Consider the following 26,196-nt stretch of genomic DNA (forward strand, 5'->3'; position numbering starts at 1 on the left):
ATCGAGGAGACCGCCGTGTCCGTGTTCCGTCGTGCCGCGCTCGTGGTGACCCTGGTCGCCGCGAGCGCAGTGGTCGCACCGCCGTTGCCCGCCAGCGCCGCGCTGCCGACCGCCGCCGTCGCCCTCGGCGACAGCTTCATCAGTGGTGAGGGGGCCGGCAGCTACCAGCCGGTGACCGACTCGGGCGGCGTCGCCCAGGGCTTCCCGGGCTGGTCGGCGCCGAACAACAACGCGTTCTTCTGCCACCGCTCCGCCAACGCCTCGATCAACCAGGCCACGCTGCCCGGCATCCAGGCCCGGTTCAACCTCGCCTGCTCGGGCGGCCGGCCGTTCGACATCGCCAACGCCTCGTCGGGCCGCGAGAAGGGCCGCCAGGTCAAGGCGCAGCTCGACCAGCTGCGGGCCGTCGCCCAGACGCACGACATCGATCTGGTACTGGTGGGGCTGGGCTCCAACAACAGCTCGTTCACGTTCGGCGACGTGGCGGAGAAGTGCGCGAACCGCTTCATCGCCGACGCGTGGACCGGCTGGTGGGAATTCTGGGCGTACCTCAACGGCCCGGTCGAGCAGTCCCCGTGCACGGCCAGCGACCTCGCCACCGCCGCGCAGCTGACGGCCGCGACCAACGAGACGATCGCCGCCGTCCGGCAGCTGCTCACCACGCTCGACCAGATCGACGCCGACGGCCAGCACCGGGTCGTCTTCCAGGACTACACCAACCCGCTGCCCTTCGACCTCGACCAGACCTACTGGGAGGAGGACGGCCGCGCCGACGACCGGGACAAGTTCCGTGCCCTGGGCGCCGAGCGGTACGCGGCCGGCTGCCCGATCCACCGGGCCAGCCTCTCCGCCGGTCACCTGTTCTCGCAGGGTCTCGGCACCCTCGTGCAGACCACCCGCAACACCCTCGCCGCCGAGTTCCCGAACGACGACCTCGTCTTCCTCGACGTGCAGCACGCCTTCGACGGCGCCCGCCTCTGCGAGAAGGCCGGCAGCCCGGCGAACGCCCTGGCCACGCCGATCCGCCTGCAGGACGGGGCGAGCGGGGTCTTCGTGACCAGCCTGGACGGCAAGGACAAGATCGCCATCCAGCGGATCGCGAACACCTGCGTCACGTACTTCCAGACCTGCCAGGAGTCCTGGCACCCGACCGCGGCCGGCCACACCGTGCTCGGCAAGTGCCTGACCGGCGCCGCCACCACCGCGGCGCGGGCCGTCACCTGCACCCGCCAGCCCGACGGAACCATCGTCACGTCCTGAACGTCCGACCGATCGCCTCCCTTCGGGCTCTGCCGGGCCCGAGGGGAGGTCCAGGTGGAACTTTCGCAGGCCGCCCGTGGTAGCGGCGTCGAGCGGTGTCGAAGCGCTTGACTGCCCGGCAGCGGGCGCCACGATGTGACCTCATGAATCGACGCTGGCTTATCGGTGCCATCACCGTCGCCGGGCTCGTGGCCACCACCATGGCGTTCAACCTCGTCCAGGCCGGGGCCGCCACCCAGACGCTGCACCAGCTTGCCGCCGCCAAGGGCAAGTACTTCGGCTCCGCCACGGACAACGGCGAGCTCAGCGACACCGCCTACACCGCAGTCCTCGGCGGGGGCGAGTTCGGTCAGACCACGCCCGGCAACTCGATGAAGTGGGACGCGACCGAGCCGACCCGCGGCACGTTCTCGTTCACGCGGGGCGACGCGATCGTCACGTTCGCGCAGTCGCACAACATGACCGTCCGCGGCCACACCCTCGTCTGGCACAGCCAGCTGCCCTCGTGGGTCGGCTCGCTGCCGGCGGCCGAGGTGCAGCCGGCGATGGTCAACCACATCACCCAGGTCGCGACCCACTTCAAGGGCAAGGTCTTTGCCTGGGACGTGGTGAACGAGCCGTTCAACGAGGACGGCACGTTCCGCGCGACCCCGTTCTACAACGCGATGGGCAGCTCGTACGTCGCCACCGCCCTGCGGGCCGCCCGGGCCGCCGACCCCGACGCCAAGCTCTACGTCAACGACTACAACACCGACGGGCTGGGCGCGAAGTCCGACGCCATGTACAACCTGGTCAAGCAGCTGAAGGCGGACGGCGTGCCGATCGACGGGGTGGGCTTCCAGGCGCACCTCGCCATCCAGTACGGCTTCCCCTCCCAGATGCAGCAGAACCTCCAGCGCTTCGCGGACCTCGGCGTCGACGTGGCGATCACCGAGCTCGACGTGCGCATGGTGCTGCCCCGGGACGCCACCAAGGACGCCACCCAGGCGACCTACTACAGCAACGTGGTGAAGGCCTGCGTGGCGGTCACCCGCTGCGTCGGCGTGACGATCTGGGACTACACCGACAAGTACTCCTGGGTGCCGTCGGTCTTCTCCGGCCAGGGCGCGGCGCTGCCCTGGGACGAGAACCTGCAGAAGAAGCCCACGGCGTACAACGCGATCGTCGCGGCCCTGGGCGGGACGATCGAGAGCCCGTCGCCGTCGGCGTCCGTCAGCACCAGCCCGTCGCCGTCGGCGTCCATCAGCACCAGCCCGCCGCCGGCCGGCGCCTGCACGGCGACCTACCGGGTCGTCAACTCGTGGCCGGGCGGCTTCCAGGGCGAGGTCGTCGTCACCAACCCGGCCGGGCGCACCGGCTGGACCGTCACCTGGACGTTCGCCAACGGGCAGCAGGTGAGCCAGCTGTGGAACGGCACGGTCAGCCAGTCCGGCGCGAACGTGACCGTCCGCAACGCGGCCTGGAACGGCACCGGCACCGCCACGTTCGGCTTCCTCGCCTCGTGGAACGGGACCAACACCGCACCCGTGCCGGCCTGCGCCTGACCCGCTGACGCCGGGGAGCCCGCCGACCGTGGGACTCCCCGGCCCGCGGCTGGGGTCCGCTGACACGGGCGTGTCGGTCGCGTGTCGGTGCCGTGTCAGCGGGCCGCCGCAGCCTCGGTGGCATGACCACAGACCTGATGGTGGAGGCCGAGGGCCTCGTCAAGCGCTTCGGGGAGACGAGGGCCCTGCAGGGCGTCGACCTCGCCATCCCCCGCGGCACCGTGCACGGCGTGCTCGGGCCCAACGGGGCCGGGAAGACCACGGCGGTCCGAATCCTGTCCACGCTCCTGCGGCCCGACGGCGGGTCGGCGCGCATCGCCGGCCACGACGTCGTGCGCGACGCCGAGCGGGTCCGCGCCGCGATCGGGCTCACCGGGCAGTACGCGTCCGTGGACGAGGATCTCACCGGGCGGCAGAACCTCGTGCTCTTCGGCGTGCTGCTCGACCTGCGCCGGCGGGCCGCCCGCGAGCGGGCCGCCGAGCTGCTCGAGTGGTTCGGCCTGAGCGGGGCCGCGGACCGGCCCGTGAAGACGTACTCCGGCGGCATGCGGCGGCGGCTCGACCTCGCCGCCAGCCTCGTCGGGCGGCCGGACGTGATCTTCCTCGACGAGCCGACGACCGGGCTCGACCCGGCCAAGCGCGAGGACATGTGGGACGTCGTGCGCACGCTCGTGCGGGACGGGTCGACGGTGCTGCTGACCACGCAGTACCTCGAAGAAGCCGAGGCGCTCGCGGACGCCATCACCGTCATCGACCACGGCCGGGTCATCGCCCACGACACCCCCGAGCGGCTCAAGCGCATCGTCGGCGGCCAGACCCTGACCGTGCGCCCGGCCGACCCGGCCGACCTGCCGCAGACCGCGGCGATCCTGTCCGCGGTGTCGAGCGGCGCGTCGGCCGAGGAGACCCGCAAGGGCGTGCTCGCCGTGCCGGTCCGCGACGCCACGGCCCTCGACGCGGCCGTCGGCAAGCTCGCCGCCGCGGGCGTCCAGGTCGTCGAGCTGTCCCTGCACCTGCCGAGCCTGGACGAGGTCTTCCTGACCCTGACCGGGCGCCCCACCAGAGCACTCACCGAGGAGGTCCCGGCGTGAGCATCCGTTTCGTCCGGCACGCGCTGGAGCTCACCCGCCGCAGCCTCATCAAGACCTGGCGCACGCCCGAGGCCCTGATCGACGTCACGCTGCAGCCCGGCCTGTTCATGGTCATCTTCGTCTACGTGTTCGGCGGGGCGGTGGCCGGCTCGACGCACGAGTACCTGCAGTTCCTGATGCCCGGCATCCTCGCCCAGACCCTCGCCATGGGCGCCATCTCGATCGGCGTGAACCTCAACAGTGACCTGGAGAAGGGCATCTTCGACCGCTTCCGTTCGCTGCCCATCGCCCGCTCGGCGCCGCTCGTGGGCGCGGTGCTCGGCGACGTCGTGCGGTACGTCGTCGTCACCGTCTCGACGTTCGCCTTCGCCTATCTGATGGGCTTCCGGATCGGCACCGACCCGCTCCGCACGCTGGCCGGCTGCCTGCTCGGCGTGCTGTTCGGGCTGTGCGTCAGCTGGGCGCTGGTGTTCGTCGGCATGCTCGTGCGGACCTCCGGCGCGGTGCAGGGCATCGGCTTCCTCGTCATGCTGCCGCTGTCGTTCGCGTCCAGCGTGTTCGTCGACCCGCACACGCTGCCGTCCTGGCTGCGCGGGTTCGTCGACGTGAACCCGCTCACCCACCTGGTCGGGGCGATGCGCGGGTTGTTCGTCGGCACCCCGCTCGGCACCCACGTCTGGTGGACGCTGGGCTGGAGCGCGGCGCTCGTCGCGGTCTTCATGCCGCTCGCGCTGGCCGCCTACCGCCGCAAGGTCTGAAGCACCTCGTCCATCACGACGCGGATCCGCTCCACCGCCTCCGCGGCCGGGCGCGCACGCCAGGCGGACAGCAACGGCTCACGGCTCTCCTCGTCACCGAGGGCGGCGGTGAGCCGTTCGTCGTAGTCGCCGTGGAACAGCTGGACGACGTTGGCGCCGAGCCGCAGCCCGAGCGCCCACAGCTCCCGGGTGCGCGCCCCGGCCCGGTGCGCGTCGAGCATCGCGCCGCCGATCGCCCAGGCGCCCAGCACGGGCATGTCGAGCGAGGCCAGCGCGTCGTCGCGGGCGGCGCGCAACAGGGAGGCGGCGCGGGCGTCGTCGTCCGTCCGCAGGTGCAGGACCGCGACGGCGACCCGGAAGACCACCAGGATCTGCGGGAACGCGGCCGGCGACTCCTCCGCCAGCCGGAGGGCCGCCGCGGCGTGGGCGAGCGCCTCGGGGTACGCCCGCCGCCGCCAGGCCAGCTGAGCGAGGGCGAGGTGCGCCTGGGCGGCGTCGGGCCGGTCGGGGTCGGCGGACTCCGCGGCCCCGGCCAGCCGCCGCGCAGCCTCGGCGTCGCCGTCGAGCGCCAGATGGAAGTCCAGCAGCACCCGGATCGAGCCGACGTCCTGCGCCGCGCCGACCAGCTCCATGTGCCGGGCGCTGCGCCGCAGCCAGTCCCCGGCGCCCCACTCGACCCGCGTGCCGATCGCCTGCGCGGCCATGCCCATGCCCCAGTGGTCGCCGGCCGCCTCGAACCGTTCGTACGAGCGCTCGGCGTCGGTGGCGGCCGCGTCGAGCCGCCCCGCGTTCTCGTGCACGGTCGCCCGCCACAGGAGACCGATGCCCTGCACGTACGGGTCGGCGTCCATGACCATCCGTTCCGCGGTGCGCATGCTCTCCTCCGAGTCGGGCGACCTGAGCTCCGGCATCGCCGCCGCCAGGGTCGCGACCCGGTGCGACACCCCGCCACCGATCCCGCGCAACGCCCGGCGGCCCAGTGCGTAGAGCCGGTGGTCGGCGCCGATGAAGCCGTTGAGCCCGGCGAGCACGCACACCCACGCCAGCCGGTCCGGGTCGGCGCCCGCCGACGCCGCACTGCGCCGCGCGACCGGGTCGTCCGCGTGGAACAGCCGGCGCGCCCACAGTGCGACCTGCGGGTGCAGGCCGCGCACCGTCCACAGGTGGAACAGCGCCGCGGCGACGTCGACCGCCGCCACGTCGGCGCCGTGCTCGATCGCCCACCGGAGGGCGGCGAGGAGGTTCTCCTGATCCTCCGCGCACGTGGTGTACGCCTGGAGCTGCCCCGGCCCCACGAAGTCCGCCGCGAGCGCCGCCGCGTGCGCCGCGGCCCAGCGGGTCAGCCCGCCCATCGCCGGCTCCCGGTCGGCGAGCCGCGTCTCGCCGTACTCGCGGACCGTTTCGAGCATGCGGTACCGCGGGCGCCCGTCCTCCCCGGTGCCGATCGCCAGCAGCGACTGCTCGACGAGCGCGGCCAGCCCGCGCCGGCTGTCCCGCCCGGCGACCGCGGCCGCGGCCGAAGCGGTGAACGGCGCCGGGATGACCGCGAGCCGCTCCAGCAGCTCCTGGTCCTCGGGCGCGAGCAGCTCCCGGCTCCAGTCGACGAGCGCCCACAGGCTGGCGTGCCGGTCGGGCAGCCCCCGCAGCGCGTCGTCGAGCAACGCGAACCGGTCGCCGAGCCCGCCGAGCACGTCCTCGATCGGCATGTGCCGCAGCCGGGCCGCGGCGAGCTCCAGCGCCAGCGGCAGGTTGTCGAGCCGGTGGCACAGTTCCCGGGCGGTGCCCGGCGGGATGGCGAGCGCGGCCCCGCCGGCCCGCGCGCGGGTCTCCAGCAGCTCCAGGGCGGCGTCGTCGGGGAGCGCCCGGAGGCGGTACACCACCTCCTCGGGCAGCCCGAGCGGCGCCCGGCTGGTGGCCAGCACGGCCAGCTCGCCCCGCGCCTCAACGAGGATCTCGGCGGCGAGGGCGGCGGCGCCGTCGAGCAGGTGCTCACAGTTGTCCAGCACGAGCACCCCGTCGAGCTCCCGCACCACGGTCCGCAGCCGCGCCTCGGGCGCGGCCCGCGCCTCGGCCCGCTCGGGCTCGGCCGCCCCGGTGGCCGCGAGCACGGCGGGCAGGATCTCCGCGGCGGTGCGCAGCCCGGCCAGCTCGACGGCGTACACGGGCCGCCCGTCCCCGGCCGCGACGGCGGCGGCGAGGCTGGTCTTGCCGGCCCCGCCGGCGGCCACGATGGTGACGAGCGGCGCACCGCGCACCGCCTCGGCAACGGCGGCGACGTCGGCGTCGCGCCCGACGAGCCGGACCGCGCCCCTGCGCCACACCCGCCGCGGGCCCGGCCCGGTCCGCGACTCCGCGCGCGCGTTGTCAGGGGTCGCCGCCGGCGCGAGCTCGCCGCGGAGCAGCGCGAGGTGCGCGGCCGCGACGACGGGCGACAGGTCGGCCCCGTAGCGCTCGGCGAGCTCGGCCCGCAGCCGCTCGACCAGCGCCAGGGCCTCGGCGTCGCGCCCCTGCGCGGCGAGCACCCGCACCAGCAGCGCCGCCGACGGCTCGTGCGGCGGCGCCAGCCCGGCGAGCCGCCGCAGGTCCCGCTCGTCGGCCGGCTCCCCGGCGGCGAGGGTGACCTCGGCCCGCAGCCCGGCGACGTCGGCCAGCAGCCGGGCGACCCCGTCCCCGGTCAGGTCGGGCACCTCGGGGAACTCGGCCCGCGCCGCGTCCCCGGCCGCTCTCGCCTCGGCGACGTCCCCGCCGGCGAGTGCGCGCCGCCCCCGCTCGGCGAGCTCGCGCACCCGGACGGCGTCGACGTCGACGGCGTCGGCGGGCAGCCGGTACCCGCCGGGGACGGCCGCGACCGGCAACCCCAGGCGCCGCACCCGGGACACCAGCGCCTGCACGGCCCCGGCCGCGTCCTCGGGCGGGCTCCCGTCCCAGACGGCGTCGACGAGCGCGCTGACCGAGACGGCCCGGCCGCGGGCCCCGACCAGCTCCCGCACCACCAGGCCCAGCCGCTCCCCGCGCACGGCCTTCCCGTCGACCGCGAGCTCCCCGAGCGTGGTGATACGCACGAGGCCCAGCATTCCTCATCGGCCGGACACCGGGCGACCGGTGCCGCCGTTCTCAGGTCGCGGCGCGGGCCACCGGGCGGACCCACGGGACCGCCAGCAGGATCACCAGCGGGGAGAGCAGGAAGCCCGCCCACCGGGCCGGGGCCGCGTCCACGATCACGCCGTCCACGGCCGCGCCCAGCGCGGCGCCCACCGAGAAGGCCGTCGCCACCCACGCGAACGCCTCCGCCGCCGTGCCCACCGGGGCCACCCGGTCGACCGTGAGGAACGTCGCCGCCAGGAACGGCGGGAGGCAGGCGCCGCACAGCGCGGCCAACGGGATCATCCAGGCCGCCGACGACGGGGTCAGCAGGAGCGGGGCGTAGCCCAGGCCCAGCAGCAGCGCCAGCAGCGGAAGGCGGCGCCCGTCCAGGCGCAGGCGGGTGTTCACCATGCCGCCGGCGAAGGCGCCCGCGGCCTGGGCGGCCAGGATCCAGCTCGTCCAGGCCCGGCCCCCGGACTGCTCGGTGTAGTCGATCACGGCCACCGGCAGGCTGCCGACGCCCGCGCCGACCAGGACCACCGCGACCAGCAGCAGCCGCAGGTGGGACGCGCGCAGCGCGCCCGCCCAGTGGCGTTCGGCCGCCACGCCGCGCCAGCGGCGCACCGCCGGGGTGGTCACGAACCACACCGTCCCCAGCAGTTGCAGCAGCGCGGTGACGTACACGCCCGCCGCCGGGCCGCCCAGCGCGACCGAGGCGCCGGCGATCAACGGGCCGAAGACGAAGATGAGCTCCTGGACCGCGATGTCCAGGGTGTACGCCGTCGGGACCTGCGACTCGTCGAGCAGGTCGCGCCACAGCACGCGCAGGCCGGCCTCGAACGGCGGGGCGCCCAGCCCGGCGAGCAGCGCGGCGAGGAGGGACGCCCACAGCGCAACGCCCTGGGCGAGCAGGACGAAGCCGGCGGTCGACACGGCGGCGCCGGCCAGCATCACCGGCGGCTGGCGGAGGCGGTCGGCCACGCGGGCCAGGACCGGGCCGCCGATCGCCAGGCCGGCCGTGTACACGCCGACGAGCAGGCCGGCGGCGGCGATCGACAGCGTCTCGCGGGCGTACAGCAGGAGCGCGACCGGCGCCGCGCCGAGGGGGATCCGGCCGACGGTGCTGGCGGCGAGCACCCGCGCGACCTGGGCGGCGCGCAGGACCGCGCGGAGGGGGCTGGAGGCGGCCATGGAGTCGATCATCCTGGTTGCCGCGTGATCATCGGCAGGCCGGGTACGGGTCAGGGCATGCCTAAGCCTCGTATCGTGATCGTCGGCGCCGGGTTCGCCGGCTTCCACGCGGCCCGGCGGCTGGTCCGGATGTCCCGCGGCCACGCCGAGATCGTGCTGGTCAACCCGGCCGACTACTTCCTCTACCTGCCGCTGCTGCCGGAGGTCGCGGCCGGCATCCTGGAGCCGCGCCGGGTGACCGTGTCGCTGCCGAAGACGCTGCCCGAGGTACAACTGCTGCTGGGTGAGGCGGATCACGTCGATCCCGACAAGCGGTCCGTGCGCTATCGGGACGCGGAGGGGGAGCACCACGAGATCGGGTACGACCGGCTCATCCTCGCGGCCGGGAGCGTGAACAAGCTGCTGCCCATCCCCGGGGTGGCCGAGCACGCGCACGGGTTCCGCGGGGTGGCGGAGGCCCTGTACCTCCGCGACCACCTCGTCCGCCAGGTCGAGCTGGCCGCGGCGACCGGCGACCCGGACGAGCGGGCGGCAAGGCTCACGTTCGTGGTCGTCGGGGCGGGCTACACGGGCACCGAGGTCGCGGCCCACGGCCAGCTGGCGACCAGCGACCTGCTGCGCCACCAGCCGGCGCTGGCGAACGAGCGGGCCCACTGGCTGCTGCTGGACACCGCACCGCGCGTGCTGCCGGAGCTGTCCGAGCGCATGTCGCGCACGGCCGACCGGGTGCTGCGCGAGCGCGGCGTCGACGTGCTCATGGGCTGTTCGGTCGCCGAGGCGATGCACGACTGCGTGCGGCTCACCGACGGGCAGTCGATCCCCACCCGCACGCTCGTGTGGTGCGTCGGCGTGCGGCCCGACCCGCTGGTCGACGGGCTGGGCCTGCCGACCGAGGACGGGCGCCTGTGCGTCGACGAGTACCTCAACGTGCCCGGCCACCCCGACCTGTTCGCGGCCGGCGACGCGGCGGCGGTGCCCGACCTGACCCGGCCCGGCAAGCTGACGCCGATGACCGCCCAGCACGCGGTCCGGCAGGGCGACCTGGTGGCGCGCAACGTGGCGGCGACGTTCGGGGCCGGGCGGCGCCGCCGGTACAAGCACCACGACCTCGGTTTCCTGGTCGACCTGGGCGGCCGGCAGGCGGCGGCGAACCCGCTGCGGGTCCCGCTCTCCGGCCCGGTCGCCAAGGCGATGACCCGCGGCTACCACCTGCTGCAGCTGCCGGGCAACCGCACCCGGGTGCTCACCGACTGGGCGTTCGACGCCGTGCAGGGTAATCCGGCCGTCGAGCTGGGCCTCGTGCGCTCGCCGCAGGTGCCGCTGGAAACGGTGGATGCTTAACGGCACCGTAAATGCCCTTCAGGCGAACTTGTAGCTCGGAAAGGGGATCGTTAAGTGCCGCTCCGATAGTTTTCGGGAATGCGTAAAACGGTGCTCTATCCGCTGGTCGCGCTGGGTGCGGCGGCCGGCAGCCTGGTGGTCGCCTCGCCGGCTTCGGCGCACGGATACGTTTCGTCGCCGCCGAGCCGGCAGGCGTTGTGCGCGCAGGGAAAGGTCGCCGGCTGCGGCCCCATTCAATACGAGCCGCAGAGCGTCGAGGGCCCGAAAGGGCTGAAGAGCTGCAATGCCGGGCTGTCGCAGTTCGGGGTGCTGGACGACGACAGCCGCAACTGGCCGGCGACGCAGGTCGGCACGTCGGTGACGTTCAACTGGGTGCTCACGGCGCGGCACGCGACGAGCACGTGGGAGTACTTCATCGGCAACACCCGCGTCGCGCAGTTCAACGACGGCGGGAAGCAGCCGAACGCCACCGTCTCGCACCAGGTGAGCCTGGCCGGGTACTCCGGGCGGCAGAAGATCCTGGCGGTGTGGAACATCGCGGACACGGCGAACGCGTTCTACAACTGCGTCGACGTGCAGATCGGCTCGGGTGGCGGCTCGACGCCGACGCCGACGCCGACCAGGACCCCGTCGGCGAAGCCGACCGCGACGAAGTCGCCGACGAAGGCCCCGACGACGACGGCGGCCCCGACGTCCGCGAAGCCCACCCAGGCCACCGGCACGGCCTGGACCGCCGGCACCAGCTACAAGGTCGGTGACGTCGTGACGTACGACGGCCGCAGGTACCAGTGCCGCCAGGCCCACACGGCGATCTACACCTGGGAGCCGATCTACACCCTCGCCCTGTGGCTGCCGGTATGAGGCGCCTGCTGGCCGTCGTGCTCGCGCTCGTGCTGAGCGGCTGCGGGCAGGTCGCGAAGGCGCCCACCGGATCGTCCGAGCTGGCCGCCGCCCCGGCCGGCATCCCGGTCACCGCGGACGGGCCGCACAACGACGCCGACGCGATGTTCCTCCAGATGATGATCAGCCACCAGAAGCAGGGCCTGGAGATGATCAAGCTGGGCCGCGCGAAGGCGGTCCGCGAGGAGGTCGTCAACCTGGCCGGCGCGATCGACGTCGTCGAGGCCGAGGAGGTCGCGATGATGGAGCGCTGGCTGACCGGCTGGAACGTCCCGGTCACCGGGGCCACCGACGCGGGCGTCCACGCGTCGCACGGCGGCCGGCCGGCGACGGGGCCGGAGGAGATCAAGGCCCTGCAGGAGGCGACCGGGGCCGACTTCGAGACGAAGTTCCTCAACCTGCTCATCGCCCACCAGCACAACGCGGTCGAGATGGCCCAGCAGCTGGGCGGTGCCGGGCAGAACGCGGCGGTCAAGGACTACGCGAAGCGCGTCGAGCTGTCCCGGACGCAGCAGATCAAGCAGATGTTGACGCTCGTCGGCGCCTGAGCGATGTTCGAGCGGGCCGGACGGGGGGCATGAGTCCTTGGTCCGGCCCGTTTCGCATCGGAGGTACCGCAATGTCGACCACTGCCGGCGAGGCCATGAGCCGCTGCCCCGCCTGCGGCGCCCGCGTCTACGTCAACGCCGGCTCGCCGACCCCGCCCCACCAGCCCGACGGCGCCACGCAGGGTGCCGCGCAATGCCCCGGATCGGGCCAACCGAGCCGCTAAGGCCTGTCCTAGGGTGATCCTGCGGTTTCACCCGTTTCCTGCCGCCACCCGGGCGTGCCGCCCCGGCACGATCATCGGCATGTTGCACCTGGATCCCGACAGCGTTCTGGTGAAGACGGCGGCCGAGCTGCAGATCCGCCACCTCGAACGCGACGCGGACGACCCGAGCCGCTGCGCGGCCTGCGGCGCCCCGCTCCCGTGCCCCACCGAAGCCGCCGCCGCCCTGGTCTGCCGGGCGGGCGGCCTCTGGCTGGAGGGCGACACGCTCGTCGACGCCCTCGAACCGCCGACCCAGCTCCTGGCCATCCTGCCCGCCCCGGTCGGCTGACGCGCAGCGTTGCTCCGCCCGGGGTTCGCTGGCGCGCCGACCGCCACCACCCGGGCCCGCCCGGGTAGGCCGCAACCATCGGCCTACCCGGGCTGAGCTCCGCCCCTCCACGGTGTAGAAATCAACCTCATGGACGCCAAGCGCGCGCAGGGGATCGGGTTCGCCGCCGTCATGGGGGCCGTCGCCGGTGCGGCGCTCACCGCGCACCGCGGGCCGCGCGGCGCACTCACGGGCGCGCTCCTCGGGGCCGGGGCCCTCGCCGCCGTCGACGGCACCGCCCGCGCGCTGCAGAAGCCCAACGAGATCCCCGCCGTGTGGGCGCGGATCGCGGCCAGCGGGGCGCTCGCGGCGCCCGCCGGGTGGGTGGCCGGCAAGGCCGGGGCCAGCCCACTCGCGGTCGCCGTCGCCGGCGGGGCGATCGCCGGGGCGATGGGCGTGCGGCCGCAGAAGGTCGCCCTCGGTCCCGTCGTCGGGCTCGCCGTCGGCGCCGCCATGCGCACGGCGACGCCCGCGCAGGCCGCGGCGGCCAGTGTCGTCGCCTTCCGGACCGTCTCCCAGCTGGCGTTCCGCGACCCGCAGGTGGCGCTGCTGGCCGCGAAGGTGCCGGCCGAGCAGCTGCCGTTCGTGGTGCCGCTGGAGGCGCGCACGCGGCGCGTCGGCACCGGCTACGTCAAGGAGCTCGCCGAGGCCACCGGCGGCGTCTACCGGGAGGCGGCGCGGGACGTCGGCATCGTCGCGAGCCTCGACGCCCTCGCCGGCCCGCAGTTCGACCCGGCGCTGGTCCACCCGGACGTGCGGGAGTTCTACGAGCGGACCACCCGGTTCTCGCTCGACATCGTGCCGCGCTGGCGGACCTGGGTGCGGCCGGGATACCTGCTGTACCGCACCCTGGTGGCCCGCCCGCTCGGGCAGGCGAACGTCCCGATGAACCAGCGGGAGGCGCAGCGCGGCATCCGCAGCCGGATCGACACGATCAGCGAGCCCGGCAGCGGCATCGTCTCGACGCGCGGGTGGATCCGCAGCTTCGCCGAGACGGGCGAGGCCATGTACGTCGGCATCTACACGACGTACCGGCACGACGACCGCGGCTACGTGAGTGTCGGGTTTCCGCTGCCGCAGGCCAACTTCACCGCCACGCTCGCGCCGCGGCAGCGCGACGGCGGCGGGCTCAAGCTCACCAGCAAGGGCGGCGACGGGCAGACCGGGCACTACCTCAGCTACGTCGACCCCGACGGGCGCGACCTGACCACGCTCGCGGTGCACGGCTTCAGCGAGGAGCTCGACGTCTACGTCCGGGACGGGGAGCTGCGCGCCGACCACGCCTTCGCGCTCTTCGGCCTGCCGTTCCTCACCCTGGAATACCGCATCAAGCGCGTCGGCGACGGGTCCTGACGGCCGGCTCCACGCCCGCGAACTCCTCGATGGGTGCGCAGGCGTCGACGAGCGGGTCGTGCTCGTCGATGCGCGTCGCGACCCGGCGCAGCAGGTCGCGGAACACCGTGCGGTCCGGCTCGTCCAGCGCCGTGAGCACCCGCTCCTCGACGTCGTGCAGCTTGCGGTGCAGCTCGCACATGGTGGCCCGGCCCTGTTCGGTGGCCACGAGCCGGCGGGCCCGGCGGTCGGCCGGGTCGGGCCGGCGCTCGATGAGGCCGGCCTTCTCGAGGTCGTCGAGCAGGTAGGTCATCACCGTCCGGTCGATGCCCAGCTGGTTGGCGAGCGCGAGCTGCGTGCAGGCCGTGCCCGCCACGGCCGCGGTGAGGATCTGGTAGCCCCGCGGTCCGCCGGGGAGGTCGGCCATGACGTGCTGCGCGCCCTTGGCGTAGCCGCGCAGCAGCACGCCCAGCGCCCAGCCCAGGTCGGAGCTGAGATCGCCGGCGGTGTGTGCCGGGGTCTCCGGCGCCTGCGTCATGCAGCAATGATACGCAGCTCACTCCCTCTTGCCGAAAGATGTTCTGTGAAGCAGACTTTCTGCGAAGCCGCTAAAGGGGGAACCTCATGCATCTCTTCCGTCTCGACGCCAGCATCCGCACCACCGGCTCGGTGAGCCGCGCGCTCGCCGACACCGCCGAGCAGGCCTGGCTCGCCGCCCACCCGGACGCCACCGTCACCCGGCGCGACATCGGCCTGCACCCGCTGCCGTCGGACGCCTGGCCCGCCCTCGCCCGCCGGCAGTTCGACCCGGCGGCCCCCGAGAGCCCGGCCGCCACGGCGCTCGTGCAGGAGCTGGGCGACGAGCTGCTGGGCGCGGACGCCTACGTGTTCGCGATCCCGCTGTACAACTGGGGCGTCCCGGCCCACGTGAAGTCCTGGTTCGACCTGCTCGGGCTGCACACGGGGCTGCGGACCGGGGAGGAGTCGCACATCGCCGGGCGCCCCGCCGTGCTCGCGATGAGCCGGGGCGGCGGCTACGGGCCGGGCGCGCCGAAGGAGGGCTGGGACCACAACAGCCCATACCTCAAGCGCATCCTCGCCGACGTCTACGGCCTCGACCTGCACGTCGCCGAGGCGGAGCTGACGCTCGCCGACGTGAACCCGGCGATGGCGCCGCTGCGCGGGCTGGCCGCCGAGTCGCTGCGCGCCGGCCACGAGCACGCCGCCGCCCACGGGCAGCGGCTCGCGGAGCTCATCCGGGCGTAGGGACGCCTACAGCGGCGGCAGGTTGTTGGTGAGGTCCAGCGCCGTCGCGATGAGCGACTGCAGGCGCGCGGTGAGCGCGAGCAGCAGCTGGTGGGCGGCCGGGCCGGCGTGCGCGGCCGCCTCCCGCAGCGTCTCCAGGTCGCCCTGCACCTGGGAGAGCTGGCCGGCAAGGTCGCCGGCGCCGCGCTGCAGCGCCCCGGCCATGTCGGACAGGCTGACGCCGTTGGCTTCCAGCACCTTGATGGCCGCGATACGGTCGACGCACGAGGGGTCGTAGAGCCGGAAGTTGCCGGCGGTGCGTTGGGCCGACTCGATCAGGCCGAGGCCGGTATAGAAGTCGACAGTACGGGTGGATACGCCGGACAGATTCGCCAGCTCACCGATCCGAAGCAGTCTGGACACGAGCTAACCCTACAGTGCCACGTGTTAGTGTGCCCGCCATGGTTTTCAAGAGCCTGCGGCGGGCCCTCGGCGTCGGTGGACCGACCGTCGACACGCAGCTCAGGAGCCCCGACGTGCGACCCGGCGAGCCGCTCGCCGGCCAGGTCCTGTTCGCCGGGGGCGACCACGAGGTCGAGGTCGAGCGCATCGTGGTCGAGCTGGTGACCCGGGTCGAGGTGGAGACCTCCGACGGCGAGCACGACTCGACCGTCGCCTTCCAGCGGCAGCAGCTCACCGGCGGGTTCCGGCTCGCGCCCGGGATGCAGCACGCGGTGCCGTTCCAGCTGCCGGTGCCCTGGGAGACCCCGATCACGCATCTGTATGGTCAGCGCCTCCCCGGCATGGCGATGGGCCTGCGCACGGAGCTGGAGGTGGCGCGGGCGGTCGACAAGGGCGACCTCGACCCGATCAACGTGCACCCGCTGCCCGCGCAGGCGGGGGTGCTCGCCGGCTTCGTCGAGCTCGGCTTCCGCTTCAAGTCGGCCGACCTCGAGCGCGGCTTCATCTACGGGGTGCGCCAGACCCTGCCGTTCTACCAGGAGATCGAGTTCTGGGCGGCCCCGCAGTACCAGGGGGCCGTGACCGAGGTCGAGGTCACGTTCGTGACCGACCCGCACGGCATGGAGATCATCATAGAGCTGGACAAACGCCGCGGGGGCCACGACGCGATCGGACGGTTCAAGATCGGTCACGCACAGGCGCAGGCGGTCGACTGGACCCGCGAGGTCGACGGATGGATGCGACAAACGGCGCAAAGCCGCCGCGGATGGGCCTGACCGGCCGGGTCCGTCGATGGATCGGCGCGGTACCGTTAGCGCACAGCACTTGACGTCGGACACGGGAGGCGGGGCATGCGAGAGCTTGTCGTGGTGGGTGTGCGGGCCCAGACCTGGCAGAGCCGCCCGATGGTCCTGCTCAAGGAGGAAGTCTCCGGCCGGCACATCCAGCTGCCCGTCGACGGCGGCCCCCGCAACCTGGACGAGCCGATCAGCGCGGAGCTGCTCCAGCGCGTGCTGATGGCGCTGCGGGTGCCGCTGCGGGCCATCGAGGTGACCGCGCCGCAGGGCCCGTTCCAGCTGGTGCTCGCCGACGGCATCCGGGTGCCGGCCGCGCCGCTGGAGGCGATCGCGCTGGCCCGGCACCTGCGCGTGCCGATCGTGACCTCCGAGGAGCTGCTGTCCAGCGCGGCCGTCGCCGCGCCCGAGGGGCCGACCCAGGCGCTCGACCTGACCGCCCACATGGAGAAGCTCCCGTCGGGCCGGGCCACCCTGCTGATCCGCAAGGGCGCCGAGGCGGGCGCCGAGTTCGCCCTCGACGGCGAGGTCGTGCTCTGTGGCCGCGACTCGGCCAACCAGATCGTCCTCGACGACAACACGGTGAGCCGCAAGCACGTGGAGTTCCACCGCAACGCGGGCGGCGTCGGCTATTCGACGCTCGACATGGGCAGCCTCAACGGCACCTACGTCAACGGCGAGCGGGTCAAGAGCGCGACCCTCAACGACGGCGACGAGGTCCAGGTCGGCAAGTTCACGCTGCTCTACCAGCTGCGCTAGCGCCTCACCACGGCGACGGGCTGTAGTCCTTCAGGAAGCAGCCGTAGAGGTCCTCGCCGAGCTCGCCGCGCACGATCGGGTCGTAGACCCGCGCCGCGCCGTCGGCAAGGTCGAGCGGGGCGTGGAAGCCCTCCTCGTGCAGCCGCATCTTGGTCGGGTGCGGGCGCTCGTCGGTGATCCAGCCCGTGTCGACGGCCGTCATGAGGATGCCGTCGGCCAGCAGCATCTCCTCGGCGGCGGTGCGGGTGAGCATGTTGAGCGCCGCCTTGGCCATGTTCGTGTGCGGGTGGCCGGGCCCCTTGTAGCGGCGGCTGAACTGGCCCTCCATCGCGCTGACGTTCACGACGTACTTCCGGCGCGCGCTCGCCGCGGCCATCGCCGGACGCAGGCGGCTGACCAGGATGAACGGCGCCGTCACGTTGCACAGCTGGACTTCCAGCAGCTCCAGCGGGTCGACCTCGTGCACCATCTGCACCCAGCTGTTCGAGGACGCGAGGTCGGGCACCAGCCCGCCGGCGTCGATCGCGGTCAGCGCGGCGATCCGCTCGGGCGTCGCGTTGCGGCTGGTCAGCGCCAGCGCGGTGAGCGCGTCCGGCGGGATCAGCGTCGGCGCCGCCCCCACCAGCTCGGCCGGGGCGTCGTGGGCGTGCGGCGCCTTGTGGAAGGTCACCATCTCGGGCACCGGGCCGTCGATGGCGAGCGGCGCGGATTCGGCCGCGACCAGGTGCGAATACGACCCGGGCGCCCGCTTCACCGTCTGGGCCGCGTTGTTGATGAGGATGTCGAGCGGCCCCTGCGCCGCCACGTCGTCGGCCAGCGCGGACACCTGCGCGGGATCGCGCAGGTCGATGCCGACGATCCGCAGCCGGTGCAGCCAGTCGGCGCTGTCGGGCATGGCCGAGAACCGCCGCACGGCGTCGTTGGGGAACCGCGTGGTGATGGTCGTGTGCGCGCCGTCGCGCAGCAGCCGCAGCGCGATGTACATGCCGATCTTCGCCCGCCCGCCGGTGAGCAGCGCCCGCCGCCCGGTCAGGTCGGTGCGCGCGTCCCGCCGCTCGCGGTTGAGCTTCGCGCAGTCCGGGCAGAGCTGGTGGTAGAACGCGTCGACGTCGACGTACCGGTGCTTGCACGTGTAGCACGCCCGGGGCCGCTTGAGCCGCCCCGCCGTCGCCCCGACGGTGGGCGACACGAGCGCGATGCCCTGCGTCTCGTCGTCGATCCGCCCGGGCGCCCCGGTGGCGGTGGCCTCGGTGACGATCCGGTCGGCCTCGGTGACGGCGGCCCGCTTGTCGCTGCGCCGCTGCCGCTTGACCTGCTTGTACAGGTGCGAGGTGGCCCGCCGCACCCGCAGCACGTCGGGGTGGTCGGGCGGCAGCTCCTGCAGCTCCTCGAACACGGCGAGGCAGACTGCCATCCGCTCCGGGTCGATCCCGGCCACGTCGCTCCCGGCGGCGGGGTCGCCGAAGGGCCGGTCGAGGTCGATGCCGGGCAGGTCGTGCTGATCGGCGAGGGCGGCCGAGTCGTGCGGGGTCACCCCGGAACTGTACGCGAAAAACGGAACGGGCCCGCGTGGCACCATTGCCACCCGGACCCGCCTGCCACGCGGCTCCCACCGTCCCCCGTTGTATCCCGGCGGGGGCCACGCCGTCTCTGACGTGACCAGTAAACCGGATATGTCGGGAATTTCGGGCGAATTCGGTTGACGCCACGCGGAATTCCCGCCGGCGTGGGTGCGCCGCGTCAGGCGGGCGGGCTCCAGGACGGGTCGCGGCCGGTCAGGGCCAGCAGGCGGTCCAGCAGGGGAGCGGAGTCCGGCACGGAGACCTCCGGGCCGTACACGCCCATCGCCCGGCCCTGGTCCGCCATCTGGGCGGCCTCGGAGTACACGATGCGCAACAGCTCGTCGTCCCACTCGACGGAGCGACCCAGCGCCCGCGCCAGGTCCCAGCCGTGCACCACGAACTCGCCGAGGACCATGCCGCCCACCACGGCCGCGGGGAGCGGGTCCGGGCCGGCCATGTGCGTCTCGCCTTCCCAGGCGGCCGGGGACGACCACGCCTCGGCCAGGCCGTCGAGCCGGCCCGCCAGCGTCAGGCCGGGTACGGCGCCGGGCGGGACCGTCTCCTTGCGGGCCGCGCCCTCCAGCGCCGGGCCCCAGTGCAGCAGGTGCTCCGTGAGCGCCCGCACGTCCCAGCCCGCGCACGGCGTCGTCGCCGCCAGGTCGGCCTCGGTCAGGTCGGCGGCGAGCTTGCGGATCATCACGACGGCGGAGCCGGGGAGCAGGTGCATGTCCATTGCGCGACCGTAGGACACGACGGCGCCACGGTCTTGGACAAACGCGACGGTAGCCTGGGCCGCGTGCGGGACAGCAGGGAGCTCGGCGGTGCGTGGGCCGCGTTCCAGCGCTTCGGGTTCGCCGCGCCCGCGCCCGACCTGGCCCCGGTCGTCGACCGCTACTGGTGGGCGCGGTGGGACCTGCGCGGCCAGGCGCCGTACCGGCAGCTCATCGTCCCCCAGCCCAGCGTCCAGCTGACGTTCGCCGACGACGGGACCGCGCTCGTGCGCGGCGTCCCGCGGGGGCGGGTGGTCTTCGAGCTGGCCGGCGTCGGGGCGCGCTTCGGCGTCGTGTTCCGGCCCGGCATCTTCCGCCGGTTCCTCGACCGGCCGGTCGCCGAGCTCACCGACCGCGCGCTGCCGGCGTCCGAGGTGTTCGATCCGCCCCGGTTCGTGCCGGCACCCGACACCGACGGCGTGGGTGTCGACCAGGCCGCGGTCGAGGCCTTCCTGCGCGGCGCGCTGCCGGCGGCCGACCCGGTCGGTGACCAGGTCGCGGGCTGGGCCGACGACATCCGCGCGTCGAGCGGGCTGCGCCGGGTCGACCTGGTCGCCGAGCACTGCGGCGTGCATCCTCGGCGGCTCCAGCGGCTGTTCGCCGAGCACGTGGGGGTCGGCCCCAAGTGGCTCATCCGGCGGTACCGCCTGCACGAGGTGACCGAACGCCTGAACCGGCGGGGACCGGACGTCGACTGGGCCGGGCTGGCGGCCGACCTGGGGTACGTCGACCAGGCCCACCTGACCCGGGACTTCACGGCGATGTTCGGTGAGCCGCCGACCTCCTACGCGGCCCGCTACGGGACGCAGGGGTAGGGTGGCGGGCGATGCGTACACGCCTGCTCGGGGTCGCCCTGATCGTCGTCCTCGGGGCGGCCGGCTGCGGCGATGATCCCGCCGAGACCCCGGACTCCGCAGCCACGACCGTCGAGTCGCCGGGGCGCCAGGCGCAGTCGCTCGGCGAGGCGGGCAGCGCCCCACCGGCGGCGGCCAGTCCCGGCGCCGCCACGCCGGGGAACGTCAAGCACGCGTTCCCGCTGCAGGGCAAGGGGTCCTACTCGAGGGAGCACCACGACTACCCGGCCAGCGACATCATCGCGAACTGCGGCCTGGTCGCCGTGTCGCCCGTCGACGGCACCGTGCTGGAGGTGGCCCGGGTCGACACCTGGAACAAGAAGACGAACGACGGCGCGACCCGCGGCGGCCTGTCCGTGTCGATCATCGGCAACGACGGCGCGCGGTATTACATGTCGCACTTCTCCAGCATCGACGAGGGCATCGAGGCCGGCACCCCGGTCACGGCCGGCCAGCCGGTCGCCAAGGTCGGCCGCACCGGCGACGCCAGCGCCTGCCACATCCACTTCGGCCTGTCGCCGGCCTGCCAGAAGACGGGCGACTGGTGGACCCGCCGGGGCGTCATCTGGCCGTGGCCGTATCTCGACGCCTGGAAGGCCGGCAAGGAGAAGTCCCCGGTCGGCGAGCTCGAGTCGTGGCAGAAGAAGAACGGCTGCCCGACCAAGCCGACCGTCTTCCCCTAGCTACTCGAACTCCAGGCAGAACGGGTGGCCGGCCGGGTCGCAGTACACCCGGAAGCCCGACTCCTTCGTCGACAGCAGCTGCGCGCCCATCCGCAGCACCTTGGCCTCGGTGGCGTCGATGTCGTCGACCCGGATGTCGAGGTGGAGCTGCTGCGGGAAGTTCGGATCCGGCCACTGCGGCGGCCGGTAGTTCGGGGCGTGCTGGAAGCTCAGTTTCGTGGCGCCGTCGCCGACGTCGATCCAGTCGCCGTCGATCCGCGTGATGGGCAGGTCCAGCAGCTCCGAGTAGAACCGGGCCAGCGTGTGCGGGTCAGGCGTGTCGAAGACGACGGTGTTCAAACGCGCGGTCATGCTCCCAATCTTGCCCTTATCCGTGCGAACCCGCTTGGATCGCGGTGATGGCGACCGTGTTCACGATGTCCTTCACGGTCGCGCCCCGCGACAGGTCGTTCACCGGCTTGTTCAGGCCCTGCATCACCGGGCCGACGGCCACCGCGCCGGCCGACCGCTGGACCGCCTTGTAGGTGTTGTTGCCGGTGTTGAGGTCGGGGAAGACGAAGACGGTCGCCTGGCCCGCCACCGGGCTGTCCGGCAGCTTTGTGGCGGCCACGGCGGGGTCGATCGCCGCGTCGTACTGGATGGGTCCCTCGACCGGCAGGTCGGGCCGGCGCGAGCGGACCAGCTCGGTCGCCGTGGCCACCTTGTTGACGTCGGCGCCCGCCCCGGAGGTGCCGGTGGAGTACGACAGCATCGCCACCCGCGGGGTCACCCCGAAACGGGCCGCGGTCGCCGCCGACGACAGCGCGATGTCGGCGAGCTGCTCGGCCGTCGGGTCGGGGTTCACCGCGCAGTCGCCGTAGACGAGCACCCGGTCGGGCAGCAGCATGAAGAACACGCTCGACGCGACCGACACGTCCGGCACCGTCTTGATGATCTCGAACGCCGGCCGGATCGTCGCCGCCGTCGTGTGGGTGGCGCCGGAGACCATGCCGTCGGCGTGGCCGAGCTGCACCATGAGCGTGCCGAAGTACGACACGTCGGCCACGACGTCCCAGGCCAGGTCGAACGAGACGCCCTTGTGCGCACGGAACCGCGCGTACGCCACGGCGAACTCGTCGCGCAGCGGCGAGGTCAGCGGGTCGACGACCGCCGCCCCGGACACGTCGACGCCGAGGTCGCGGGCCTTCGCGGCGACGGCGTCGGGCGCGCCGAGCAGGGTGAGGTCGACGACGCCGCGGCGCAGCAGGATGTCGGCCGCGCGCAGGATCCGGTCCTCGGTGCCCTCCGGCAGCACCAGCCGCCGCCGGTCGGCGCGGGCCCGCTCGATGAGGTCGTACTCGAACATCAGCGGCGTCACGCGCGACGACCGGGTCAGCTCCAGCGCCGAGGCGAGCGCGGCGACGTCCACATTGGACTCGAACGCGCCGAGCGCCGCCTCCACCTTGCGCGGGTTGGCCATGCCGAGCCGGTGCTCGACGCGCGTCGACGCGGCGATCGTCTCGTAGCTCGCGCCGGGCACCGACAGCACCGCGAGGCCGGGGTTGAGGCGCTCGAAGAGGCGCAGCGCGGTCGGGTCGGGCGCGATGCCGATCGTCAGCACGATCCCGGCCAGGGGCATCAGGCCCGACGCGTGCGCGGCCCCGGCCGCGACCAGCAGGTCGGCGCGGTCGCCGGGGGTGATGAGCAGCGCGTTCTCGGTGAGGTGGGACAGCAGGGCCGGCACCTGCGCGGCACCGACGACGTAGTCGTGGACGTCGCGGCCGAGCGCCGCCTCGGTGGCGGTGATCACCGTGGCGCCGAGCTGGTCGGCGACCTCGGCCACGGTCGGCGCGCCGATCGTCGCCACGTGCGGGATCGTGTAGCAGGGGACCGGCAGCTCGGGCGGCGGCACCGGGCCGGCCGTCTTGTTCACGATGACGGCGGCGACGGTGACGTCGAGGTCGACGAGCGCGTGGTACGCCTGGCGGGCCGCATTGTCCACATCGGACGGTGTCGGGGCGGTGACGACCGGGACCACCACCGCGCCGAACTCGTTGGCCAGCCGGGCGTTGAACGACAGGTCGTCGTCCGCGTCGGTGCCGATCACCACCACGGCGTCGAACTCGGGCGCGACCGCCCGGAACCGCTCGACGACCAGCCCGACGAGCTCCTCGCCGTGCCCCGCGGCCAGCTCCGCGGCGGCCTCGGCGGCGGTCACCCCGTACAGCGCCGCCGGCTCCTTCATTATCCCGTAGCGCTCCTGGAGCAGCGTGAGCAACGGGTCGGGAAACGCCGGGACAACGGGGCGGAACACGCCGAGCCGCGGCACCGCGCGGGACAGCAGTTCGGCCAGGCCGAGGGCCACCGCCGACTTGCCGCTGGCGGGGTCCTGCTCGACGAGGTACACGATTCGGGCCACGGCAGTAGTCTGCACGGCATGATCCTCGTGCTCAACAGCGGCTCCTCCTCGGTGAAGTACCGTGTCGTGGATCTCGCCGACCCCTCGGGCGGCGAGCGCGGCCTCGTCGAGCGGATCGGCGAGCCGGGCGGCGTGCCCGACCACACCGCCGCGCTGACACAGGTGCTCGAACGGGTGGACGGGGCCGGCGTGACGGCGGTCGGCCACCGCGTGGTGCACGGCGGCGAGCGCTTCCGGGCGCCGACGCTCGTCGACGACGCCGTGCTGGACGAGCTGCGGTCGCTGGTGCCGCTCGCGCCGCTGCACAACCCGGGCGGGATCATCGGCATCGAGGCGGCCCGCGCCGCGCTGCCGGACGTGCCGCACGTGGCGGTCTTCGACACCGCGTTCCACGCGACGCTGCCGCCCGCGGCGGCCACCTACGCCCTGGACCGCGAACTGGCCGCCCGCCACGGCATCCGTCGATACGGATTCCACGGTACCTCGTGCGCCTTCGTCGCCGGCCGCACCGCGGACCTGCTGGGCCGGGACGTCACGGAGCTGAACCAGATCGTCCTGCACCTCGGCAACGGCGCCAGCGTCACGGCGATCGCGGGCGGCCGCAGCGTCGAGACCTCGATGGGCCTGACCCCGCTGGAGGGCCTCGTCATGGGCACCCGATCGGGTGACGTCGACCCGGCCATCCCCGGCTTCCTGCACCGGGTCGCGGGCTTGGACTTCGCGGGGGTCGACGAGATCCTGCTGCGCAGGTCCGGCCTGCTCGGCCTGGCCGGCGTCAACGACATGCGCACCGTCCTGTCGCGCCGGGAGGCCGGCGACGAGGCGGCGGTGCTGGCGTTCGACGTATACTGTCATCGGATTCGCAAGTACGTCGGCGCCTACCACGCCGTCCTGGGCCGCTTGGACGCGATCGTGTTCACGGCGGGGGTGGGCGAGCACGCCGCCCCGGTCCGCGCCGCGTCGCTGGCCGGCCTGTCCGGCTGGGGCATCGAGGTGGACGAGGCCCGCAACGCGGCGCCGTCGGGCGAGGCCCGCCTGATCTCTCCGGAGGGCGCCCCGGTGGCGGTCTGTGTGGTCCCGACGGACGAGGAACTCTCGATCGCCGAACAGGTCACCACGCTGCTCTCCTAACCCTCAACCACACGCACGACCGCCTCTTCGCGCGCCGCCCTCGCGCGGCCCTGTTCTGCACGGCCCTGTTCTGCGCGGCGCTTTCCCGCGCGGGGCTCTCCCGCGGCCCCCTCCTGCGCGGCGCTTTCCCGCGCGGGGCTCTCCCGCGGCGCTCCCGCGCGGTCCTCTGCACCTTCGTAGACGTTGGTCGATCTACCCTCAGAACTTCGCGCCCTCGTGAGGGTAGATCGACCAACGTCTACGGGTGCGGTGGCGGACTCGCTCGCTCCTCGTCCGCGATCTTGGAGTTGTGGTCCCCAATATGTCGGAAAATCGCGATAAGTTGGGGACCACAACTCCAAGATCGCGGTGCGGAGGGCCGGTGCCGACGGGCGGCGCGGTGCGGACGGGCGGTGCGAGGCCGGGAGCGGGGCTGGCCGCGGGGGTGGGTCAGCGCCAGCCGCGGGGGTGGGTCGCCGTGCGGGGGCCGCTGCCGCGCAGCGGGGTGCCCGCCGCCTCGGCCAGCACGTCGGCCAGCTCCTCGAAGCCCTCGCGGACCAGCCCCACCGTGACCCGCACGTGGTCGCTGTCGAGGTGGCTCACCTCGAACGGCGCGCCCGGTGCGACCGCGATGCCGTGCGCGGCCAGGGTCAGCATCGCCACCTGCTGGTTGGCCACCGCCATCCACAGGTTGATCCCGTCGCCCGCGGTCGCGGTCACGCCCCGCGCGTCGAGGGCGTCGAGGAGGGCGGTGCGGCGGCGGGCGTACTCCTCGCGGGCGTGCGCGATCTGCTCCACAGTGGACGGATCGGTGAGCAGGTCCACGAGCACGGCCTGCAGCAGGCGGCTGGACCAGCCCGGGCCGAGCAGGCGGCGGTCGGTCACCGCGGTCACCACGTCGGCCGGGCCGCCGATCGCGGCGAGGCGGAGGTCGGGGCCGTGGCTCTTGGAGAAGCTGACCACGTGGACCGTGCGGTCCGGCAGGCGGCGGCCGAGGCTGACCGGCGCCGCGGTCGCGATGCCGCCGGAGTGGTCGTCCTCGACGATCGTGACGGACGGGTGCTTGGCCAGCACGCGGGCCAGCTTGTCGGCCCGGGCCTGGGTCATGCTCGCGCCGGTCGGGTTGTGGGCGCGCGGCTGCAGGTACACGGCGACCGGGTCGACCGAGCGTAGCGCCGCCGCGAGGGCCTCCGGGCGCAGGCCGTGCTCGTCGATCGGCACCCCGACGACCGTGGCGCCGACCGTCTCCAGCAGGTCGAGCACCGGCGGGAAGGCCGGGTCCTCGACCAGGACGTGGTCGCCGAAGCGGACGACCACGCCGGTGATCCGGTCGAGCGCGTCGAGGGCGCCGTCGACGACGGTGAGCTGCTCCGGCAGGAACGGCCAGCGCGCCCGCAGGACCGCCTCCAGCCGGGGCAGCACGGCGCCGTCGAGGTAGCTGGTGGTCAGGCGGGCGTCGCCGATGCGCCGCAGCGCCTCGCTGAGGCTGGGCAGCAGGTCGTAGTCGGGCACGCCGGTGGAGTAGTCGCGGACCAGCCCGCCGCCGAGCTCGCTCACCCGGCCGCCGAGCTGCGCATACCGCAGCCGCTGCCGGGGTACCGACGGGCCGGACACGAACGTGCCCGAGCGGCCGCGGGTCTGGATCGCCCCGGCCCGGGCCAGGCTGCGCCACGCCTCGCTCACCGTCGTCGGGCTGATCCCCAGCTCCTTGGCGACGTCCCGAACGGTCGGCAGGCGGGTCCCGGCGGGCAGCGTGCCGGCCGTGACCAGCCGGCCGACGGCCGCGGCGATGCCCCGGGCGGTGCGGTCGTCGATGGCCCCGGCAATCAGGTCGAGAGCCACAGGCCCCGACCGATCCGCAAGTCGATCAGGTCAAGAGCCGTAGGCCTCGACCCGCCCAGAGAAGTTGGCGCGAGCAA

The 26,196-nt window shown here is 73.8% G+C and carries 25 protein-coding genes; 16 read left to right on the forward strand and 9 right to left on the reverse strand.

Translation table 11 applies throughout. The features are described from left to right. The first annotated feature begins 15 nt into the window (after positions 1-15). The 4 genes from IEZ31_RS03325 to IEZ31_RS03340 all read left to right on the forward strand — a co-directional run bounded on the left by IEZ31_RS03325 (position 16) and on the right by IEZ31_RS03340 (position 4,653). Positions 16-1,260 carry an SGNH/GDSL hydrolase family protein gene (locus IEZ31_RS03325; RefSeq protein ID WP_190248201.1) on the forward strand — a complete coding sequence of 415 codons (1,245 nt, stop codon included), beginning with the start codon at positions 16-18 and terminating at the stop codon, positions 1,258-1,260. A 143-nt stretch (positions 1,261-1,403) separates the two neighbouring features. Further along, positions 1,404-2,804 carry a glycoside hydrolase family 10 protein gene (locus tag IEZ31_RS03330; RefSeq protein ID WP_190248202.1) on the forward strand — a complete coding sequence of 467 codons (1,401 nt, stop codon included), beginning with the start codon at positions 1,404-1,406 and terminating at the stop codon, positions 2,802-2,804. Between the two features lie 122 nt (positions 2,805-2,926). Continuing rightward, a complete protein-coding gene (locus IEZ31_RS03335; protein ID WP_190248203.1) occupies positions 2,927-3,895 on the forward strand; it encodes an ATP-binding cassette domain-containing protein in 969 nt (322 codons plus the stop codon). Further along, a complete protein-coding gene (locus IEZ31_RS03340) occupies positions 3,892-4,653 on the forward strand; it encodes an ABC transporter permease (RefSeq protein ID WP_190248204.1) in 762 nt (253 codons plus the stop codon). Before IEZ31_RS03335 ends, IEZ31_RS03340 begins: the two co-directional genes overlap by 4 nt. Here IEZ31_RS03340 and IEZ31_RS03345 read toward each other — a convergent pair. Beyond that, positions 4,635-7,715: an ATP-binding protein gene (locus tag IEZ31_RS03345; RefSeq protein WP_190248205.1), complete on the reverse strand. Its 3,081-nt coding sequence runs from the start codon at positions 7,713-7,715 to the stop codon at positions 4,635-4,637. The two genes, IEZ31_RS03340 and IEZ31_RS03345, sit on opposite strands and share 19 nt — an antisense overlap. 52 nt (positions 7,716-7,767) lie before the next feature. Then, entirely contained in the window at positions 7,768-8,928 is a 1,161-nt protein-coding gene (locus tag IEZ31_RS03350; protein WP_190248206.1) for an MFS transporter, read from the reverse strand. Between the two features lie 57 nt (positions 8,929-8,985). On the opposite strand from IEZ31_RS03350, the gene IEZ31_RS03355 reads away from it, so the two are divergent. The 6 genes from IEZ31_RS03355 to IEZ31_RS03380 all read left to right on the forward strand — a co-directional run bounded on the left by IEZ31_RS03355 (position 8,986) and on the right by IEZ31_RS03380 (position 13,661). After that, entirely contained in the window at positions 8,986-10,269 is a 1,284-nt protein-coding gene (locus tag IEZ31_RS03355) for an NAD(P)/FAD-dependent oxidoreductase (RefSeq protein WP_190248207.1), read from the forward strand. Positions 10,270-10,347: 78 nt separating this feature from the next. Then, on the forward strand, positions 10,348-11,130 hold the full coding sequence (locus IEZ31_RS03360) for a lytic polysaccharide monooxygenase (protein WP_190248208.1): 783 nt from the start codon (positions 10,348-10,350) through the stop codon (positions 11,128-11,130). Continuing rightward, positions 11,127-11,717: a DUF305 domain-containing protein gene (locus tag IEZ31_RS03365; protein ID WP_190248209.1), complete on the forward strand. Its 591-nt coding sequence runs from the start codon at positions 11,127-11,129 to the stop codon at positions 11,715-11,717. Before IEZ31_RS03360 ends, IEZ31_RS03365 begins: the two co-directional genes overlap by 4 nt. A gap of 71 nt (positions 11,718-11,788) precedes the next feature. Next, the gene (locus IEZ31_RS03370; RefSeq protein ID WP_190248210.1) at positions 11,789-11,941 is read left to right on the forward strand and encodes a hypothetical protein; all 153 of its coding nucleotides are present in this window, start codon (positions 11,789-11,791) and stop codon (positions 11,939-11,941) included. Positions 11,942-12,020: 79 nt separating this feature from the next. Next, entirely contained in the window at positions 12,021-12,269 is a 249-nt protein-coding gene (locus tag IEZ31_RS03375; RefSeq protein WP_190248211.1) for an eL34 family ribosomal protein, read from the forward strand. Positions 12,270-12,398: 129 nt separating this feature from the next. Continuing rightward, the gene (locus IEZ31_RS03380; RefSeq protein ID WP_190248212.1) at positions 12,399-13,661 is read left to right on the forward strand and encodes a hypothetical protein; all 1,263 of its coding nucleotides are present in this window, start codon (positions 12,399-12,401) and stop codon (positions 13,659-13,661) included. Here the strand turns inward: IEZ31_RS03380 and IEZ31_RS03385 are convergent. Further along, positions 13,636-14,178 carry a MarR family winged helix-turn-helix transcriptional regulator gene (locus IEZ31_RS03385; RefSeq protein WP_190248213.1) on the reverse strand — a complete coding sequence of 181 codons (543 nt, stop codon included), beginning with the start codon at positions 14,176-14,178 and terminating at the stop codon, positions 13,636-13,638. The two genes, IEZ31_RS03380 and IEZ31_RS03385, sit on opposite strands and share 26 nt — an antisense overlap. Positions 14,179-14,264: 86 nt before the next feature. Between IEZ31_RS03385 and IEZ31_RS03390 the strand changes: the two genes are divergently transcribed. Next, complete coding sequence (locus IEZ31_RS03390; RefSeq protein WP_190248214.1) at positions 14,265-14,906, forward strand: FMN-dependent NADH-azoreductase; 642 nt, start codon at positions 14,265-14,267, stop codon at positions 14,904-14,906. A gap of 6 nt (positions 14,907-14,912) precedes the next feature. On the opposite strand, the gene IEZ31_RS03395 is transcribed toward IEZ31_RS03390, so the two are convergent. Beyond that, positions 14,913-15,308 carry a MerR family transcriptional regulator gene (locus IEZ31_RS03395; RefSeq protein ID WP_190248215.1) on the reverse strand — a complete coding sequence of 132 codons (396 nt, stop codon included), beginning with the start codon at positions 15,306-15,308 and terminating at the stop codon, positions 14,913-14,915. A 38-nt stretch (positions 15,309-15,346) separates the two neighbouring features. On the opposite strand from IEZ31_RS03395, the gene IEZ31_RS03400 reads away from it, so the two are divergent. Together IEZ31_RS03400 and IEZ31_RS03405 are read left to right on the forward strand one after the other, a co-directional pair. Then, positions 15,347-16,123 carry a sporulation protein gene (locus IEZ31_RS03400; RefSeq protein WP_190248216.1) on the forward strand — a complete coding sequence of 259 codons (777 nt, stop codon included), beginning with the start codon at positions 15,347-15,349 and terminating at the stop codon, positions 16,121-16,123. 75 nt (positions 16,124-16,198) lie between these two features. Then, positions 16,199-16,900 carry a bifunctional nuclease domain-containing protein gene (locus tag IEZ31_RS03405; RefSeq protein WP_190248217.1) on the forward strand — a complete coding sequence of 234 codons (702 nt, stop codon included), beginning with the start codon at positions 16,199-16,201 and terminating at the stop codon, positions 16,898-16,900. Between the two features lie 4 nt (positions 16,901-16,904). Here IEZ31_RS03405 and IEZ31_RS03410 read toward each other — a convergent pair whose 3' ends face one another. Beyond that, complete coding sequence (locus IEZ31_RS03410) at positions 16,905-18,314, reverse strand: SDR family NAD(P)-dependent oxidoreductase (protein ID WP_229834169.1); 1,410 nt, start codon at positions 18,312-18,314, stop codon at positions 16,905-16,907. A gap of 326 nt (positions 18,315-18,640) precedes the next feature. Further along, positions 18,641-19,195 carry a TIGR03086 family metal-binding protein gene (locus IEZ31_RS03415; RefSeq protein ID WP_229834077.1) on the reverse strand — a complete coding sequence of 185 codons (555 nt, stop codon included), beginning with the start codon at positions 19,193-19,195 and terminating at the stop codon, positions 18,641-18,643. Between the two features lie 63 nt (positions 19,196-19,258). Here IEZ31_RS03415 and IEZ31_RS03420 point away from each other — a divergent pair, with 63 nt between their 5' ends. Both IEZ31_RS03420 and IEZ31_RS03425 read left to right on the forward strand, forming a co-directional pair. After that, the gene (locus IEZ31_RS03420) at positions 19,259-20,047 is read left to right on the forward strand and encodes a helix-turn-helix domain-containing protein (RefSeq protein ID WP_190248218.1); all 789 of its coding nucleotides are present in this window, start codon (positions 19,259-19,261) and stop codon (positions 20,045-20,047) included. Between the two features lie 11 nt (positions 20,048-20,058). After that, the gene (locus tag IEZ31_RS03425) at positions 20,059-20,769 is read left to right on the forward strand and encodes a M23 family metallopeptidase (protein WP_190248219.1); all 711 of its coding nucleotides are present in this window, start codon (positions 20,059-20,061) and stop codon (positions 20,767-20,769) included. Here IEZ31_RS03425 and IEZ31_RS03430 read toward each other — a convergent pair whose 3' ends face one another. Together IEZ31_RS03430 and pta are read right to left on the reverse strand one after the other, a co-directional pair. After that, on the reverse strand, positions 20,770-21,120 hold the full coding sequence (locus IEZ31_RS03430; protein WP_190248220.1) for a VOC family protein: 351 nt from the start codon (positions 21,118-21,120) through the stop codon (positions 20,770-20,772). A 16-nt stretch (positions 21,121-21,136) separates the two neighbouring features. Beyond that, positions 21,137-23,167, reverse strand: coding sequence for a phosphate acetyltransferase (gene pta / locus IEZ31_RS03435; protein ID WP_190248221.1), 2,031 nt, complete (start codon positions 23,165-23,167; stop codon positions 21,137-21,139). Positions 23,168-23,185: 18 nt separating this feature from the next. Here pta and IEZ31_RS03440 point away from each other — a divergent pair, with 18 nt between their 5' ends. Further along, a complete protein-coding gene (locus tag IEZ31_RS03440; RefSeq protein ID WP_190248222.1) occupies positions 23,186-24,298 on the forward strand; it encodes an acetate/propionate family kinase in 1,113 nt (370 codons plus the stop codon). Positions 24,299-24,727: 429 nt separating this feature from the next. Here IEZ31_RS03440 and IEZ31_RS03445 read toward each other — a convergent pair whose 3' ends face one another. After that, the gene (locus IEZ31_RS03445) at positions 24,728-26,119 is read right to left on the reverse strand and encodes an aminotransferase-like domain-containing protein (protein WP_229834086.1); all 1,392 of its coding nucleotides are present in this window, start codon (positions 26,117-26,119) and stop codon (positions 24,728-24,730) included. Positions 26,120-26,196 lie beyond the last annotated feature (77 nt).

Source organism: Dactylosporangium sucinum (assembly GCF_014647515.1).
Classification (GTDB): Bacteria; Actinomycetota; Actinomycetes; order Mycobacteriales; family Micromonosporaceae; genus Dactylosporangium; species Dactylosporangium sucinum.

What these genes read in the sequence shown, in the direction of transcription:
- IEZ31_RS03330 (WP_190248202.1), top strand. Translation starts at nt 1,404, where the DNA reads ATGAATCGACGCTGGCTTATCGGTGCCATCACCGTCGCCGGGCTCGTG.
- IEZ31_RS03335 (WP_190248203.1), top strand. Translation starts at nt 2,927, where the DNA reads ATGACCACAGACCTGATGGTGGAGGCCGAGGGCCTCGTCAAGCGCTTC.
- IEZ31_RS03350 (WP_190248206.1), bottom strand. Translation starts at nt 8,928, where the DNA reads ATGGCCGCCTCCAGCCCCCTCCGCGCGGTCCTGCGCGCCGCCCAGGTC.
- IEZ31_RS03355 (WP_190248207.1), top strand. Translation starts at nt 8,986, where the DNA reads ATGCCTAAGCCTCGTATCGTGATCGTCGGCGCCGGGTTCGCCGGCTTC.
- IEZ31_RS03360 (WP_190248208.1), top strand. Translation starts at nt 10,348, where the DNA reads ATGCGTAAAACGGTGCTCTATCCGCTGGTCGCGCTGGGTGCGGCGGCC.
- IEZ31_RS03365 (WP_190248209.1), top strand. Translation starts at nt 11,127, where the DNA reads ATGAGGCGCCTGCTGGCCGTCGTGCTCGCGCTCGTGCTGAGCGGCTGC.
- IEZ31_RS03370 (WP_190248210.1), top strand. Translation starts at nt 11,789, where the DNA reads ATGTCGACCACTGCCGGCGAGGCCATGAGCCGCTGCCCCGCCTGCGGC.
- IEZ31_RS03375 (WP_190248211.1), top strand. Translation starts at nt 12,021, where the DNA reads ATGTTGCACCTGGATCCCGACAGCGTTCTGGTGAAGACGGCGGCCGAG.
- IEZ31_RS03380 (WP_190248212.1), top strand. Translation starts at nt 12,399, where the DNA reads ATGGACGCCAAGCGCGCGCAGGGGATCGGGTTCGCCGCCGTCATGGGG.
- IEZ31_RS03385 (WP_190248213.1), bottom strand. Translation starts at nt 14,178, where the DNA reads ATGACGCAGGCGCCGGAGACCCCGGCACACACCGCCGGCGATCTCAGC.
- IEZ31_RS03390 (WP_190248214.1), top strand. Translation starts at nt 14,265, where the DNA reads ATGCATCTCTTCCGTCTCGACGCCAGCATCCGCACCACCGGCTCGGTG.
- IEZ31_RS03400 (WP_190248216.1), top strand. Translation starts at nt 15,347, where the DNA reads ATGGTTTTCAAGAGCCTGCGGCGGGCCCTCGGCGTCGGTGGACCGACC.
- IEZ31_RS03405 (WP_190248217.1), top strand. Translation starts at nt 16,199, where the DNA reads ATGCGAGAGCTTGTCGTGGTGGGTGTGCGGGCCCAGACCTGGCAGAGC.
- IEZ31_RS03410 (WP_229834169.1), bottom strand. Translation starts at nt 18,314, where the DNA reads ATGGCAGTCTGCCTCGCCGTGTTCGAGGAGCTGCAGGAGCTGCCGCCC.
- IEZ31_RS03415 (WP_229834077.1), bottom strand. Translation starts at nt 19,195, where the DNA reads ATGGACATGCACCTGCTCCCCGGCTCCGCCGTCGTGATGATCCGCAAG.
- IEZ31_RS03425 (WP_190248219.1), top strand. Translation starts at nt 20,059, where the DNA reads ATGCGTACACGCCTGCTCGGGGTCGCCCTGATCGTCGTCCTCGGGGCG.
- IEZ31_RS03430 (WP_190248220.1), bottom strand. Translation starts at nt 21,120, where the DNA reads ATGACCGCGCGTTTGAACACCGTCGTCTTCGACACGCCTGACCCGCAC.
- IEZ31_RS03440 (WP_190248222.1), top strand. Translation starts at nt 23,186, where the DNA reads ATGATCCTCGTGCTCAACAGCGGCTCCTCCTCGGTGAAGTACCGTGTC.